The organism is Celeribacter sp. ULVN23_4 (assembly GCF_054788345.1).
Genome location: NZ_JBTVYO010000009.1, coordinates 1 through 14,331, shown reverse-complemented (window position 1 = coordinate 14,331; position 14,331 = coordinate 1). Strand labels below are relative to the sequence as shown.

At 59.7% G+C, this 14,331-nt stretch carries 12 protein-coding genes and 1 pseudogene; 9 read left to right on the top strand and 4 right to left on the bottom strand.

Going from position 1 to position 14,331, the window contains the following annotated elements:
* The first annotated feature begins 43 nt into the window (after positions 1-43).
* The 4 genes from ACYBHZ_RS16640 to ACYBHZ_RS16625 all read left to right on the top strand — a co-directional run bounded on the left by ACYBHZ_RS16640 (position 44) and on the right by ACYBHZ_RS16625 (position 5,165).
* Positions 44-2,491 (top strand): beta-mannosidase, encoded by a 2,448-nt coding sequence (locus ACYBHZ_RS16640; RefSeq protein WP_460275423.1) that lies wholly within the window; start codon positions 44-46, stop codon positions 2,489-2,491.
* Positions 2,488-3,174: a D-lyxose/D-mannose family sugar isomerase gene (locus tag ACYBHZ_RS16635; protein WP_460275422.1), complete on the top strand. Its 687-nt coding sequence runs from the start codon at positions 2,488-2,490 to the stop codon at positions 3,172-3,174. Before ACYBHZ_RS16640 ends, ACYBHZ_RS16635 begins: the two co-directional genes overlap by 4 nt.
* An 11-nt stretch (positions 3,175-3,185) precedes the next feature.
* Positions 3,186-4,229 (top strand): L-glyceraldehyde 3-phosphate reductase, encoded by a 1,044-nt coding sequence (gene mgrA, locus ACYBHZ_RS16630; protein ID WP_460275421.1) that lies wholly within the window; start codon positions 3,186-3,188, stop codon positions 4,227-4,229.
* A gap of 102 nt (positions 4,230-4,331) precedes the next feature.
* Positions 4,332-5,165, top strand: coding sequence for a TolB family protein (locus ACYBHZ_RS16625; RefSeq protein WP_460275420.1), 834 nt, complete (start codon positions 4,332-4,334; stop codon positions 5,163-5,165).
* Between the two features lie 175 nt (positions 5,166-5,340).
* On the opposite strand, the pseudogene ACYBHZ_RS16620 reads toward ACYBHZ_RS16625, so the two are convergent.
* Both ACYBHZ_RS16620 and glpD read right to left on the bottom strand, forming a co-directional pair.
* Positions 5,341-5,505 (bottom strand): annotated as a pseudogene (locus ACYBHZ_RS16620) (FGGY family carbohydrate kinase); the annotation flags it as partial.
* A gap of 34 nt (positions 5,506-5,539) precedes the next feature.
* Positions 5,540-7,126 (bottom strand): glycerol-3-phosphate dehydrogenase, encoded by a 1,587-nt coding sequence (gene glpD / locus ACYBHZ_RS16615; RefSeq protein ID WP_460275419.1) that lies wholly within the window; start codon positions 7,124-7,126, stop codon positions 5,540-5,542.
* A gap of 217 nt (positions 7,127-7,343) precedes the next feature.
* On the opposite strand from glpD, the gene ACYBHZ_RS16610 reads away from it, so the two are divergent.
* Together ACYBHZ_RS16610 and ade are read left to right on the top strand one after the other, a co-directional pair.
* On the top strand, positions 7,344-8,324 hold the full coding sequence (locus ACYBHZ_RS16610; RefSeq protein ID WP_460275418.1) for a precorrin-2 dehydrogenase/sirohydrochlorin ferrochelatase family protein: 981 nt from the start codon (positions 7,344-7,346) through the stop codon (positions 8,322-8,324).
* A 9-nt stretch (positions 8,325-8,333) separates the two neighbouring features.
* On the top strand, positions 8,334-10,028 hold the full coding sequence (gene ade / locus ACYBHZ_RS16605; protein ID WP_460275417.1) for an adenine deaminase: 1,695 nt from the start codon (positions 8,334-8,336) through the stop codon (positions 10,026-10,028).
* An 11-nt stretch (positions 10,029-10,039) separates the two neighbouring features.
* On the opposite strand, the gene ACYBHZ_RS16600 is transcribed toward ade, so the two are convergent.
* Positions 10,040-10,396: a hypothetical protein gene (locus tag ACYBHZ_RS16600; protein ID WP_460275416.1), complete on the bottom strand. Its 357-nt coding sequence runs from the start codon at positions 10,394-10,396 to the stop codon at positions 10,040-10,042.
* Between the two features lie 572 nt (positions 10,397-10,968).
* On the opposite strand from ACYBHZ_RS16600, the gene ACYBHZ_RS16595 reads away from it, so the two are divergent.
* From ACYBHZ_RS16595 to ACYBHZ_RS16585, 3 genes are read left to right on the top strand one after another with little or no spacing between them, the layout of a single operon-like run.
* Positions 10,969-12,027 (top strand): TRAP transporter substrate-binding protein, encoded by a 1,059-nt coding sequence (locus tag ACYBHZ_RS16595; protein WP_460275415.1) that lies wholly within the window; start codon positions 10,969-10,971, stop codon positions 12,025-12,027.
* A gap of 42 nt (positions 12,028-12,069) precedes the next feature.
* On the top strand, positions 12,070-12,582 hold the full coding sequence (locus tag ACYBHZ_RS16590; protein WP_460275414.1) for a TRAP transporter small permease subunit: 513 nt from the start codon (positions 12,070-12,072) through the stop codon (positions 12,580-12,582).
* Between the two features lie 6 nt (positions 12,583-12,588).
* On the top strand, positions 12,589-13,914 hold the full coding sequence (locus ACYBHZ_RS16585; RefSeq protein ID WP_460275413.1) for a TRAP transporter large permease: 1,326 nt from the start codon (positions 12,589-12,591) through the stop codon (positions 13,912-13,914).
* A 62-nt stretch (positions 13,915-13,976) separates the two neighbouring features.
* Here the strand turns inward: ACYBHZ_RS16585 and ACYBHZ_RS16580 are convergent.
* The coding region (locus ACYBHZ_RS16580) for a nuclear transport factor 2 family protein (protein ID WP_460275412.1) at positions 13,977-14,331 on the bottom strand (355 nt) is incomplete at its 5' end.

Below are 14,331 nucleotides of genomic sequence, written 5' to 3'. Positions count from 1 at the left end.
CGGCATGTGCTGTGCAGAAGACGAATTTCAGGGAGAGAGATGCATGTCACAGGGAACTGGTTCGCGCGCGCAAAAAAGGCTCGATGATGGATGGCGGTTCTCCGATGGCGCAGGCCATGAGATCGCGCTGTCTCTGCCGTTCGATGCGGTCTCGGCGCTCTGCAACGCGGGGCTGATCTTGGAGCCTTACGCCGGGCGCAATGCCGAAGAGCTGCGCTGGATCGCGGAGCGGGACTGGGTTCTGTCGCGCAAGTTGGAGCTGACGGAGACTGACGTGGCGCTTGTGCTTTCGGGGCTCGACGGTGTCGTCGATGTGGTGGTGAACGGGCACCCCCTCCTGACCGCCGACAACGCGTTTCGGACTTGGCGCGCAGACCTCTCTGACGTGGCGCATCTGGGCGAGAACGAGATCGAATTGCGGTTTCGCTCCGTCGTCGCGGAAGCGGCGGCACGTCAGGCGGCGCAGCCCTACACGGTGCCCTATCATGCGGGCAATTGTCCGATCCCGAACATCAACATGCTGCGCAAACAGCAATGTGATTTCGGCTGGGACTGGAACCTCGCCGTTGCGCCTTTTGGCGTCACCGGGGGCGTGAGTATTTGCAGCACAAAGGAAACGCGGATCGCGCGGGTCGAGGTGGCGCAGGAACATCATGACATCGAGAGCGAAAGCGTGTCCGTGACGGTGCGGGCCCATGTCGAGAGTGCCTCTGAGGCCGCCGAGGTCGAGATGCATTTCGCGGACCGGGTGCGCATGGCACAGGTCGTGGACGGCGTGGCAGAGGCGAAGTTTTTCGTGGAGGTGCCGGAGTTCTGGTGGCCCGCAGGACAGGGGGCGCAGACGCTGTATGATCTGACGCTGCGCTGCGAGGGGACTGAGGAGGTGCGTCGGATCGGTCTGCGCCGCATTGAGCATGTGACGCTGAAAGATGATCAGGGCCTCGGGTTTAAATTCCGGGTCAACGGGCGCGATGTCTTTGCCAAAGGGGCGAACTGGGTGCCTGCCGAGGCGCTGTCGGGGCGGATTGATCCGGCACAGGTGCGTGAGCTGCTGCAATCGGCGGTGGACGCTAATATGAACATGATCCGGGTCTGGGGCGGTGGGCGCTACGAGCCGAATTGGTTCTACGATCTCTGCGATGAACTGGGGCTGATGGTCTGGCAGGACTTCATGTTCGCCTGCAATCTCTATCCGGCGGATGCGGCGTTTCTCGACAATGTCGCAGCAGAAGTGCGGGAGCAGGTGGCGCGCCTGTCGCATCACGCCTGTCTGGCGCTTTGGTGCGGGGACAATGAGATTATCGGGATGCTGGATGAGCTGACCGACGGCGGCGCGGAGCGGGATCGGCATTTGGTGGCCTATGATCGGCTGAACCGGACGATTGAAGCGGCGTTGAAAGCGGTGGACCCGGAGGCGAACTGGTGGCCGTCGTCGCCCTCGCTCGGGCCATTGGATTTCGGCGATGCATGGCACAAAGGCGGCTCCGGCGACATGCATGTCTGGCAGGTGTGGCATGAGAACCAACCCTTTGAGGCTTACCGCGCTCTTCGGCCCCGGTTCGTTTCCGAGTTCGGGTTCCAATCCTTGCCGTCGCGGGCGATCACAGAGCGTTGGATCGGCGATGCCAACCCGTCCTCGCCGGACATGGAAAGCCATCAGAAGAATGCGGGCGGCAATGCACGGATCGTGACAAGCCTGATGCGCGAGTTTCGCCTGCCGCAGTCCTTGGATGATCTCGCCTATCTCAGCCAGATTCAGCAGGGTATGGCGTTGAAAACCGCAATCTCGGCCTGGCGGGCGCAGAAAGGGGCGTGCTGGGGCACGCTCTATTGGCAGCTCAACGACACATGGCCCGTGGCGAGCTGGTCGACGCTGGACTATGGCGGCGGCTGGAAACTGGCGCATCATATGGCGCAGCGGTTTTATGCGCCGATTTCGGTGGTTGTCGTGCCGCAAGGGGACCGGGATATTTTCAAGATCATCAATGACTTTGGTGAGAATGTGGATGTGACGGTGCAGGTCGCAGCCGTCGATCTTGCGGGCCGTGCACGCCCTCTTGCAGATGTCGAGGTGGCGGCTTGGCCGTCGAAAGCGTTGGAGCTTTTTGAGTTGCCCGCCGGGACATTGAAAGAAGACGAGATTTTCGTGTTCACATGGCAGTATGATGGGCAGTATGACGGGCCGAATGGCGCGGGGGCTGGTGGGGATTTTTATGCGCCGAAAGCATGGAAATCCTACGACCTTCAAAATCCAGAAATTTCCATGTCAATCAAAGAGAAAGATGGCGCATTTGAAGTTGATCTGGAGGCAGGTGCCTTGGCGCCCTTCGTGGCGCTTGAGGCCGATGTGCCGGGGCGGTTTTCGGCCAATGCTGTGATGCTCTTGCCCGGACTGCCTGCCAAGATCACATTCGTGCCGCAAGAGGCTGATGCCAAGGTGAATTTCACCGTGAAAGACCTATATTCCGTGACCGTGGGAGGCCGCAGATGAAACGATCTACCGTCAATGAGATCATCCGGGAGGCGGATGCTTTTATGAAATCCTGCGGCTTCTCCCTGCCGCCCTTTGCCTATCTCTCGGCGGAGGCGCTTAAGGCGCGTGTGGCGGAAGACAGCGCGATGATCCGCGATCATATGCTGGGCTGGGATATCACGGATTACGGTCAGGGCGATTTCGAAAACCTTGGCCTGTTCCTGTTCACGATCCGCAATGGCAATGCCGCCAATGTGACGCGCGGGATGGGGCCGCTTTATGCGGAGAAACTTCTGATTTCCGAGGAAAACCAGATCAGCCCGATGCATCACCACATCAAAAAGACCGAAGATATCATCAATCGCGGCGGCGGGACTTTGGTGCTTGAGCTTTGGACACGGACCGAAGACGGCGGGCTGGATGAGGCCGCGCCGGTGGAGGTCATGACCGACGGGCAGTTGCGACGGCTGAACCCCGGCGAACATCTGGCGCTTGCGCCGGGAGAGAGCGTGACGCTGGAGCCGTGGCACTGGCATGCGTTTTGGGGTGAAGGCGGCAAGGTTCTGATTGGCGAGGTGTCGAATGTGAACGACGACCGCACGGACAATATCTTCCGAGACCCCATTGGGCGGTTTTCGCAAATTGACGAGGACGAAGCCCCGCTGCACCTTTTGGTGAGCGATTACGACAAATGGCTGTGAGGGAGCGCGCGATGACCTATGTGCCGGCGGACACACGTTACGAGAAGATGATCTATAACCGATGTGGGCGGTCGGGGCTCAAGCTTCCGGCGATCTCTTTGGGGCTTTGGCACAATTTTGGCCATGACACGCCGCATCAGGTCAAGCGCGACATCCTTCATACGGCCTTTGATCTGGGCATCACCCATTTCGATCTCGCCAACAATTACGGCCCGCCTCCGGGCAGCGCCGAGGCGGCGTTCGGCGAGATTTTGAAGCGTGATTTCAAGGGCTATCGGGACGAGATGATCATCTCCTCCAAGGCGGGCTATGAGATGTGGGACGGGCCCTATGGTGAATGGGGCTCACGCAAATATGTCATGGCATCCTGTGATCAGTCTTTGAAGCGCATGGGCGTTGATTACGTCGATATTTTCTATTCTCACCGCTTCGATCCCGACACGCCGCTGGAAGAAACCATGGGCGCGCTCGACAGTATCGTGCGGCAAGGCAAGGCGCTTTACGTCGGGATTTCCTCCTACAATGCGCAGCGCACGCGGGAAGCCGTGGCGATCCTCAAAGATCTCGGCACGCCCTGTCTCATTCATCAGCCGTCCTACAATATGCTCAACCGCTGGGTGGAGCGTGACGGGTTGAAAGACACGCTCAAAGAACTCGGTGTTGGCTCCATCGCCTTTACGCCGCTGGCGCAGGGGATGCTGACGGGCAAGTATCTTAAGGGCATTCCCGAAGGCTCGCGCGCGACACAGCACAAATCACTCGATCCGAACATGCTGTCCGATCATGCGATTGCCAGCCTCAATACGCTGAACGACATTGCCGCCGCGCGCGGGCAGACCCTTGCGCAGATGGCGCTGGCTTGGGTGTTGCGCGAAGGCGGCATCACCTCTGCCCTGATCGGGGCGTCGAAACCCTCGCAGGTGGTGGATTGTGCCGGGGCGATCGAGAACCTCAGTTTCTCGGCGGAGGAGCTTGCGGCGATTGATGCGGCGGCGGATGAGGAAAAGATCAACCTCTGGGCCACCTCCTCTGAAGGGCATGGTGAAAAAGCGTGATCCCAACGCTCTAAGCCGTTGTGAGGCAAGCGCTTATCGGCCATTGTGGGCCGACGTCGCAGGGTGTAGCCTTGTGAGACATAATCTCTGGGAGGGGTTGCCATGTCAGGCTGGGTCTCGCGTTTGATGGTGTATGATCTTGAGGAGGGGCAAGCCTCTCCCGTGTTGGAAACCGGTCTGGAGATTGCCGCGCCGAACTGGGTGCCGGACGGCTCCGCGATGATCGTCAATGGCGACGGAAGCCTGTTCTGGGTCGAGTTGGACGCGCCCGAACTTCTGGAAATCGACACCGGGCTTTGCATCAACGTCAACAATGATCATGGGTTGTCCCCGGATGGCGAATGGCTTTATTTTACGGATCATTCCTATGGCGATGGTGCCCGGATTTGGCGCATGCCGCTTGGCGAAGATGGCGCTGATCCGGTTGAGGTCACGGCGAAACAGCCCTCGTGGTTTCACGGCATTTCCCCGGATGGTCTGACGATCTGCTATACGGCGGTGCGCGAAGGGTTGTTCGGGATTTACACGGCTCATGCGGACGGTTCGGGCGAGACCTGTGTCATCGAAGGCGCGCATCGCTATGACGGGCCGGATTTCTCGCCTTGCGGCGAATGGATTTGGTTCAATTCCGACCGTGAGGGGGAAAGCGAGCTGTGGCGTGTGCGTGCGGATGGCTCCGGTCTTGAACGCATGACCGAAGACGCGATGGTCAATTGGTTCCCGCATCCGGGGCCTGAGGGGAGTGTCGTCTATCTGGCCTATCCCGAAGGCACAATCGGGCATCCGCCGGGCATGTCGGTCGAGCTGCGGCTGTGGCGCGACAGGGGTGTGCCGACAGAGCTTTTGGTCGAGCTCAAAGGTGGCCAAGGGACGATCAACGTGCCGTCTTGGTCGCCCGACGGCAAAGCCTTTGCCTATGTTGAATATGCGGAGTGAGCTTGGCTCACTGCCGCGCTGCAACCTCTGAAATTCTCAGGTGAACGTGCGCTTGATCGCATCGGTCCAGTCGGCATGCATCGCTTCGATCAGATCGCGGGTCTGATAGCCGACGCTTTCCAGTGCGGCGCGGGCGCGCGTTGGTGTCCTTCAGAACCTTTGCGATGCATCGTTTGGAGGTCTCCCAAAGGTCCATGGCGTCATGTTCAACCCAGCCGGAATGCGGATAATGCTGCGCGAAGTCTTCCTGAGCGCTGGCGATCGGTTGCTGCGCCGCGTCAAACAGAATGGCGCGTGTGGATGTGGTGCCCTGATCGAGGGCAAGCAGTGTTTCGGCCATGATGCCTCCCTTTGTGCCGACGATAAGGACGTGCTTACTGCTCGGCAAGCACGGGGACGTATTGGCGCATCCAGTCGTCGATGGCGGCGATCTCGGCGGCGGAGAGATAGAGGCCAAGCTTGGTTCTGCGCCAGATCACGTCTTCAACTTCGCGGGCGAATTCCTTACGGACGAGATATCGGAGTTCCGCCTCTGTCAGCCCGTAGCCAAAGTCGCGCCCCATGTCGGAAGCGCCGATTACGTCATCGAAAATCGCCGCCGCATTGCGCCCGTAAAGATGCACGAGACGATTGGCAGCCTCTTGCGTGAGGAACGGGAATTGCATGGTGAGCGAGGTCACCTGTTGCATGTCATGCCCATAGCTGAACGCGCCGGGAAGGGGCGCGCCTGCGGTCCATGGATCGGTCATTGAGAAATATTTGCTGATCTTGTCGAGCGCGGCCTCGGCCAGCTTGCGATAGGTCGTGATTTTGCCGCCGAAGACATTGAGCAGAGGCGGGCCGTTTTCATCGAGCGAGAGCACATATTCGCGGGTTGCGGCCGTCGCGGAACTGGCGCCGTCTTCGTAGAGCGGGCGCACACCTGCGAAGGAATGCACCACATCGGCCTGTGTCAACGGCGTTTTGAGATATTGGTTCGCGAAGTCGAGCAGATAGCGTTTTTCTTCAAAGGTCGCTTCAGCCACCAGCGGGTCGGTCTCATGCGGGGCCTCCGTTGTGCCGACCATGGTGAAATCGCGCTGATAAGGCAGGAAGAAAATGATCCGCCCGTCGGAGCCTTGCAGGAAATAGGCTTTGTCATGCTCGTAGAGCCGGTTGACGATGATATGCGAGCCACGCACGAGGCGGACGCGCTCGGTGGAGTTGATGCCAATAACGCCGGTGATCAGATCGGCCACCCAAGGCCCGCCTGCATTGACCAGAGCTTTCGCCTTGAACCTGCCTTTGCCTTCGACCTCGATGATCCAGTGATCCTCCGCGCGGCGGGCGGATGTCACCTTGGCCTGCGTCATGATCTTTGCGCCGTGATTGCGGGCATCCATCGCATTGAGCACCACGAGACGCGCATCATCGACCCAGACGTCGGAATATTCGAACGCGTGTTTGAACATCTCCTTGAGCGGCGCGCCCTCGGGCCGTCCGGCGAGATCATAGCCCGTGGTGCCCGGCAGGATTTTACGTTTGCCGAGATGGTCGTACATCCAAAGTCCGATGCGGATGATCCACCCCGGACGTTGCCCTTTGAGCCAGGGCATCGTGTATTTCAGCAGTTTGGAGATCGGCGTATCTGCCTCAAACCGCATTTCTTTGGAGATCGGAAGGATGAACCGCATCGGAAAGGCGATATGCGGCATGTCGTTGAGCAGCACCTCGCGCTCTTCCAGCGCTTCGCGGACGAGGCGGATCTCGCCATATTCGAGATAGCGCAATCCGCCGTGAAACAGTTTCGACGAGGACGACGATGTGGCTTGTGCCAGATCGCCCATTTCTGCCAGCGCGACGGAGAGCCCGCGCCCGGCGGCATCGCGCGCAATGCCGCAGCCGTTCACGCCACCACCGATGATGAAAAGGTCGAGAATATCGTCGCTTGGGGCGGTGGAGGCCATGTCTGAAGAGGGCATGTCGGGCTTTTCATCCGAAACTTGAGGGTGGTCGTCTTGGGGATAACGGTGACCCTGCTGCGGCAATTGTCAAGAAAAGGTTTTTTGACCAGATGGTTAGGCAGGAATTCTGATGCTATTGGGAGGCTAAGAAAGAGTCACCTGTCGGATAGACGGTCTTGTCATTTGTGGCGCAATCGGAAACTCTGGGGGAAAGTCCACAAAGAGGCCGCATAAGATGAAATTCTTCCCCATGTTCCTGCGTATGACCGAACGCGACGTTGTGATCGTCGGAGGCGGGGAAACGGCGGCGCAAAAAGCCCGTTTGATGCTCAAGACGGAAGCGCGGATTGTCCTTGCATCCCCGGAGCTTGAGCCGGAACTCGAAGCCTTGGTGGCCGAGGGGCGCGTGGTTCATCATACCGCCGAGATCACGGATGAGCTGTTTTCCAACGCCGCGCTGGTCTTTGTCTGTACCGAGGATGAAGATTGCGACGTGCGTATGGCGCAGGTGGTGCGCGATGCCGGGGTGCTGGTGAACGTGGTGGACCGTCCCGATCTGTGCGAGGCGAACACGCCCTCTCTGGTGGATCGCGATCCTTTGGTGGTCGCCATCGGCACAGAAGGCGCGGCCCCGGTGCTGGCGCGCCAGATCAAGACCCGGTTGGAGGAAATGCTGGAACCGCGCCTTGGCGAGTTGGTCGCAATTGGCGGGCGGTTGCGTGATGCTGTGTCCCGCGATGTGCCGCGCGAAAAACGCCGGGCGTTCTGGCGCTGGGTCTACAATGATGCGCCGCGCAGGCTTTTCGCCCGCGGCGCAGAGCGCGAAGCGGTGGAGCGGATCAAAGCGGCGATTGCTGCGGGCGGGGCGCCCGATGATGCGGCGCAGGGGACGGTGGCGCTTTTGCCGGTTGGAAGCCTCGACCCCGACCTTTTGACCCTGCGCGCGGTGCAGCGCTTGCAAGAGGCCGATCTGGTCGTCTGTGCGGAGGCCGAATTTGCGCCCATGCTGGAGCTGGCGCGTCGGGACGCGCAGCGGGTGATCGTCGGGCAAAGCCACGGCACCGAAGGCTGGCTTTTGTCGGATCAGCGTCAGGTTGTTCTGCAAGATTATGAAAAAGGCGCGCGGGTCGTCTGGCTGGTGCCTCGCCGTGATGCGGAGCGGGCGGCTTTGGGCTTGCCCGATGATGTCGAACGCGTGCCGGCGGTGCGGGTGTAGGAGGGATATATGGCGGATTTGGAACAACGGATCGCGGTGGCGCGGGGCGAAGAACCTGCGGATATCGTCCTCAAAAACGGTACGATTTTCGACCTGATGACCGGCGAGATGATCGTCGGCGACGTTGCCATTGTCGGCGACCGGATCGCGGGCGTCTATGAGAGCTATGACGGCAAGCGCGAGATTGATGTTTCTGGGCAGGTGATCGTGCCGGGCTTCATCGACACGCACTTGCATATCGAAAGCTCTCTGGTGACGCCGTTCGAGTTTGACCGCTGCGTCCTGCCGCGCGGCGTGACCACGGCGATTTGTGACCCGCATGAGATCGCCAATGTGATCGGCCTGCCGGGCATTCGCTATTTCCAAGAGGCCTCCGAGCACACGCTGATGTCGATCCGGGTACAGCTGTCGTCCTGCGTGCCGTCGACGCATATGGAGACTGCCGGGGCGGAGCTTTTGGCCGATGATCTCAAAGAGGTGATGGGGCATCCCTCGGGCATCGGGCTGGCGGAGTTTATGAACTATCCCGGCGTGATCTACCGTGACCCGGAAGCGATGAAGAAAATCCGGCTGTTTGAAGACGCCCATATCGACGGGCATTGTCCGCTGCTGTCCGGTCGTGATCTGAACGCCTATGTCGCGGCGGGCATCCGCACGGAGCATGAGGCGACCACGGCGCAAGAAGCGCGCGAGAAGCTGCGCAAGGGGATGCGGGTGCTGATCCGCGAAGGTTCCGTGTCGAAAGACATGCATGCGCTGCAACCGCTTCTGAGCGATCTGACTGCGCCCTACATGTGCCTGTGCACCGATGATCGGAACCCGCTCGATATCGGTGAATACGGCCATCTGGATTATGTTATCCGCACATTGATCGAGCTTGGCAGTCCGCCCTTGGCGGTCTACCGCGCGGCGTCTTTGTCGGCGGCGGAGGCGTTCGGCCTTAAGGATCGCGGCATGATCGCGCCGGGCAAACGGGCCGATATCGTCGTGATTGATAGTCTGGAAAAATGTAACGCTTCCATGGTCTTCGCGGGCGGTATTGAGGTGACGGACGAGGCTTTCGCCGCGCGGGGACACGTTGCGCCGGTGGGGCGTGGTTCCGTCTCCGCGCCGCATGTCGCCGCCGAGCATTTCCGCGCCACGGGCAACCGCGAGGAGACCGATGTGATCGGGATTATCGAGGGCAAGATCATCACTGAGCACCTCAAGGAAACCGTGCCCATCGTCGATGGTGACAAGGCACCGGACCCCGCGCGCGATCTGACGCGCATCACCGTCATTGAACGCCACGGCAAGAACGGCAATATCGCCAGCGGGTTCGTTAAAGGGTTCGGGCTGAAGGCGGGAGCGATTGCCTCGACCGTTTGCCATGATCACCACAATATCGTGTCTGTCGGTGTGGATTACGAGGACATGGCTCTGGCGGCGAACCGTCTTTCCGAGATCGAAGGCGGGTTCGTCGTGGTCAAAGATGGCAAGGTGCTGGCGGAACTGGCGCTGCCGGTGGCGGGGCTGATGAGTCTTGCGCCGTTCGAAGAGGTTCGGGATCGGCTGGTCGATCTGCGTGCCGCCGCGCAGTCGTTGGGTGTCACGCTGGAAGAACCCTTCCTGCAACTGGCGTTTCTGGCCCTGCCGGTCATTCCGGCGCTCAAGATCACCGACCGGGGCATGGTCGATGTGACGAAATTCGAGATTATTGCCTGAACCGGTGACGCTCAGTCGATTTTGATGACTTCGACCTCGTCCGGCGCGAGCGTGACACGTTTGTAGAGATTGTGCCGCCATGAGCGCGCCACGACCTCGTAACAGGTATTGGCATCGACAGTCACCTCCCACGCAGGATCACGTCGGCGGTCATCGCTCTTGCGGGCGACCAGCAAAAGCGGATCGGCGACGTTCGCTCCGGTGTTCTCTTCGCAATGGGAAATGCGCAACTCATCGAGGCGATGGTTCGCAGAAATCGACAGTGTGGCGGTTGGGCCATTCGGCGCGCTATAGCTCCGGTGATCGACCACAAAGCCGTAACATCCGGTGAGAACCAAGAGCGAGGACCAGAGCAGGTGGCGTCCCATATGCGTTCCTTCGGCTAGAGCATTTTGCGGGTAGGCTACTGACTTTCGGGATGAAATCGAGACCGGACTGCGCAATGCGCGCGTCTGACCGCGAAGCGTTGCCAGATTGCAGCCTTCTCCGTCTAAACAGATCGGCCACTCTCAGCAGGAGCCCTTCAGTTTACATCATCATGAAAGTTGCGAGACGTTCTTCAGGTTTGTTGCCCATACATGTTTGATCTGCACTGATGGTAAGATTTGAGGGAGTTCTCTTCGATAAAGGGCTGCAGTCTTTTTCTCGTGCGCAAGTTTTGCACAAGAAACGATCATTCTTTCTTTTGCGTTGTTCTCCGTGCTTGTTTTTTAAAAAATGCATTTTTCTTCCTCTTTTGGTGGCGAAATGAATTGACAGTTTTGAGATGGCTTGTGAATAATTACAGTAAAAGTAACGTAAAAACGGCATGATCCGGGAAACGCATTAATCACAAACATCTCCTTCGAGCGCTTCGCTGCGTCGGGATGTCATGGCCTTTGGGCTTATCGTGCGGCGTTTGTCTGTGTCTGGCCGGGACAAGATACAACATGGAGAGACGATGATGACTGCACTGGTAAAATCCACCCTCGCGAAGAGTTTCGGAGCTCTCGCTGTGACGGCGACACTGGCCGCGACCGCGGCAAGCCCGGCGCTCGCAAAAGGCACCAAACTCGATATCCAAAGCGCCTGGCCGCTGACCATGCCGGCCTCCGGCGCGAATGCTGCCTATCTGGGTGAGAAGCTCAATGAAGCTTCCGGCGGAGATCTCGATGTGACCGTTTACGGCGCGGGCAAACTGGTGCCGTCTCTGCAAATCTTTGACGCCGTGCAACAGGGCACGCTCGACGCGGGGATCACGTCTCCGCTCTATGTGGCCGGTCGTTTCCCGGCGGTGCAGCTCTTTGGCGGCATCCCCTTTGGGCCCGATGTGCTGACCCACACCGGCTGGCTCTATGAAGGCGGCGGCGCGGAAATCTGGTCCGAGATCTACGCCAAGCAAGGCGTGAAAACCATTCCCTGTGGCTTAATGGATAGCGAAGCAGGCGGTTGGTACAATTTCGAGATCAATTCTCTCGATGACCTGAAAGGCAAGAAAATCCGTTTTGCCGGTCTCGCGGGCGAGGCGATGGCCAAGGTCGGCGCTTCCATCGTGCTCCTGCCGGGCGGCGAGATTTATCCGGGGATGGAAAAAGGCATCATCGACGGCACCGAGCTGTCCATGCCCGCCATCGACATCACACTCGGCCTTCAGGACGTTGGCAAATACTACTACCTGCCGGGCTGGCACCAACCGGCGGCGATGAACGAGCTGATCGTCAACATGGCGAAATGGGACAGCTTGGAAGAGAGCCAGAAGACCCTCATTGAGGAGACCTGTAAAGCGGTGAACCTGACCTCTGTGATCTCGACCCTGACCGCCAATGGTGACGCGATTGCGACCTTTGAAGAGGCCGGTGTGGAGATCAAAAGCTTCCCGCCGGAAGTGCTTGAAGGTCTGCACACCGCCTTTGACGAGGTGATCGCCGAGCAGACCGCGAAGGATGAGGGGTTCAAACGGGTCTGGGACTCGCTTGAGGCCTACCGCGCCAAAACGGCCGCTTGGTCCGAACGTCGCTAAGAGACGCGCGTCGGGGGAGCGATCCTCCGGCGCATTCCCATCATGCAAGTCCTGATCTCCTATACAGAACGGTTCATCGCCGGAATTGGCCGCATCGGCAGCCTGTTCCTGCCGCTTTTGATGATCACCATTCTGGTCAATGTCTTCTCCCGCTACGCGCTTGGCCTCGGGTTCATTCAGCTCGAAGAATTGCAATGGCATCTCAACGCCATCGCGGTGATGTCCTGCCTCGCTTGGGCCTATCAAAAAGACGTCCATGTCCGCGTCGACGCTTTTCACACGAAAATGTCGCCCACCGCGCGCGCCATTGTCGAAGTGTTTGGCGTCGTGTTCCTGCTCCTGCCGTTCCTTTGGTATGTCACAGGCTCCGCGTGGACGATTTTCAAATATAGCTGGAACCTCAAGGAAGGTTCCCCGATGCCCTCCGGGCTGCCCGCGCGCTACCTGATCAAGGGGGTGATGGCGGCGGGGCTGTCGCTCCTGTTTCTACAGGGCGTGGCGATCCTTTTGAAATCACTCTTGTTTCTCTTCGGCCCGAAGACCTATCGGGAGTGATGTGAGATGGATGTTCTTTTCGTTTTCCTGCTGTTCTCCACCTTCCTCGTGGTGATGTTCTCCGGCTACCCGATTGCTTTCGTTCTCGGCGGTGTGGCCGTGGGCTTTGCCTCTCTCGGGACGCTCCTCGACTATTTCTCCGTCGATGCCGATATGGCCTCTCTCAGGATGGTCGGGTTCGTCGCCAACCGGATTTTCGACACGCTCTCAAGCTACTCGCTGATCCCGATTTCCATGTTCGTGTTCATGGGCATGATGCTCGACAAATCGGGGGTCGCTGAGCGGCTTCTGACCCGGATGCACTCGCTTTTGCGCGTCGTTCCCGGCGGTATGGCGGTCTCCGTCGTGCTGATTGGTGTCGTGCTCGCAGCTTCCACGGGGATCATCGGCGCGTCTGTCGTTTTGCTTGCAACCATTGCGATGCCAGCCATGCGCGGGGCGGGCTATGACGACAGGTTGGGGCTTGGCGTGGTCGGCGCGACCGGGTGTCTCGGCATCCTCATCCCGCCCTCGATCATGCTCATCGTCATGGGGGATCAGCTCCAAATCCCGGTCGGTGATCTGTTCCGTGGCGCGATGGTGCCGGGGCTTTTGCTGGCCATGGCTTACGTCGTTTACGCCGTCGTCGTCGCGATCCTGCATCCCGAGCGTGCGCCAGCGCGGGCGCTGGAAGAAGGGCGCAGCGCAGGTGAGGTCGTGCGCGATCTGCTCGGCTCGCTCGTGGCGCCGCTTTTGCTGGTCATCGCGGTTCTCGGCTCCATCGTTTTCGGCATTGCGACCCCGACTGAGGCCTCCGGCGTCGGTGCTGCGGGCGCGACCCTGATCGCCATTGCGTCGCGGCGGCTCACTTGGGCGGACTTCCGGGAGGTTTGCGAAGGCACCGGGTTGACCACGGCCTTCCTCTTTGCGCTGATCTTCGGGGCGTCGTGCTTCTCCGTCGTGCTGCGCGGCTACGGCGGGGACGAGCTTATCGAAGGTGCGCTCCACGCAATCCCGCTGCCGCCGATGGGAACGCTGATCCTCATTCTGTTCATCGTCTTCTTGCTGGGTTTCTTCCTCGACTGGATGGAAATTATCCTGATCGTCGCGCCGCTGGTTCTGCCGGTGCTGACCGCGCTTGGGCACGATCCGGCTTGGGTGGCGATCCTGATGGCGATTTGTCTGCAGACGTCGTTCCTGACGCCGCCGGTCGGTATGGCTTTGTTCTACCTGAAAAATGCCGTGCCGGATGTGGAGATCACGCAGGTTTATCGGTCCGTGTTGCCTTTTGTGGCGATGCAGATCGGCATTCTGGTTCTGACACTGGTCTTCCCGAAACTCGCGCTTTGGTGAGCCTTTGTTGAGACATAAAAAAGGGCGCCTTGAGCGCCCTTTGTTCGTTTCAGATGAGGTGATTACGGTTTCATGAGTACGGATTTGGAGGGGTAATCGGAGGCCCAGGTCGCCGGAAGCGGCGCGACGAAGACGTTCTCCGTGCGGTTGCGGGTGTAGCGCCATTTGCCGTCGTCGCATTTCTTGAAGGCGTTGAAGAGACGCGAAGAGCGCAGCAGGGCCTTGCCGTCGGAGAACAGCCAGGGCTGCATGTGGACCCATTGGCCGGTGGCGGTCAGGCCGTCCTCGGCGACGTGGATTTGCTCGGAGGTCACATAGTGGCAATTGAGGATCAGCGCCGGATCGGTCTTGCCGCCCCAGAAGCCCTCAAAGTGTTTGCGGACGGCGGCCTTGCCTTCTGCGCGGCCGAACTGGCCG

What these genes read in the sequence shown, in the direction of transcription:
- ACYBHZ_RS16640 (WP_460275423.1), top strand. Translation starts at nt 44, where the DNA reads ATGTCACAGGGAACTGGTTCGCGCGCGCAAAAAAGGCTCGATGATGGA.
- ACYBHZ_RS16635 (WP_460275422.1), top strand. Translation starts at nt 2,488, where the DNA reads ATGAAACGATCTACCGTCAATGAGATCATCCGGGAGGCGGATGCTTTT.
- mgrA (WP_460275421.1), top strand. Translation starts at nt 3,186, where the DNA reads ATGACCTATGTGCCGGCGGACACACGTTACGAGAAGATGATCTATAAC.
- ACYBHZ_RS16625 (WP_460275420.1), top strand. Translation starts at nt 4,332, where the DNA reads ATGTCAGGCTGGGTCTCGCGTTTGATGGTGTATGATCTTGAGGAGGGG.
- glpD (WP_460275419.1), bottom strand. Translation starts at nt 7,126, where the DNA reads ATGCCCTCTTCAGACATGGCCTCCACCGCCCCAAGCGACGATATTCTC.
- ACYBHZ_RS16610 (WP_460275418.1), top strand. Translation starts at nt 7,344, where the DNA reads ATGAAATTCTTCCCCATGTTCCTGCGTATGACCGAACGCGACGTTGTG.
- ade (WP_460275417.1), top strand. Translation starts at nt 8,334, where the DNA reads ATGGCGGATTTGGAACAACGGATCGCGGTGGCGCGGGGCGAAGAACCT.
- ACYBHZ_RS16600 (WP_460275416.1), bottom strand. Translation starts at nt 10,396, where the DNA reads ATGGGACGCCACCTGCTCTGGTCCTCGCTCTTGGTTCTCACCGGATGT.
- ACYBHZ_RS16595 (WP_460275415.1), top strand. Translation starts at nt 10,969, where the DNA reads ATGATGACTGCACTGGTAAAATCCACCCTCGCGAAGAGTTTCGGAGCT.
- ACYBHZ_RS16590 (WP_460275414.1), top strand. Translation starts at nt 12,070, where the DNA reads ATGCAAGTCCTGATCTCCTATACAGAACGGTTCATCGCCGGAATTGGC.
- ACYBHZ_RS16585 (WP_460275413.1), top strand. Translation starts at nt 12,589, where the DNA reads ATGGATGTTCTTTTCGTTTTCCTGCTGTTCTCCACCTTCCTCGTGGTG.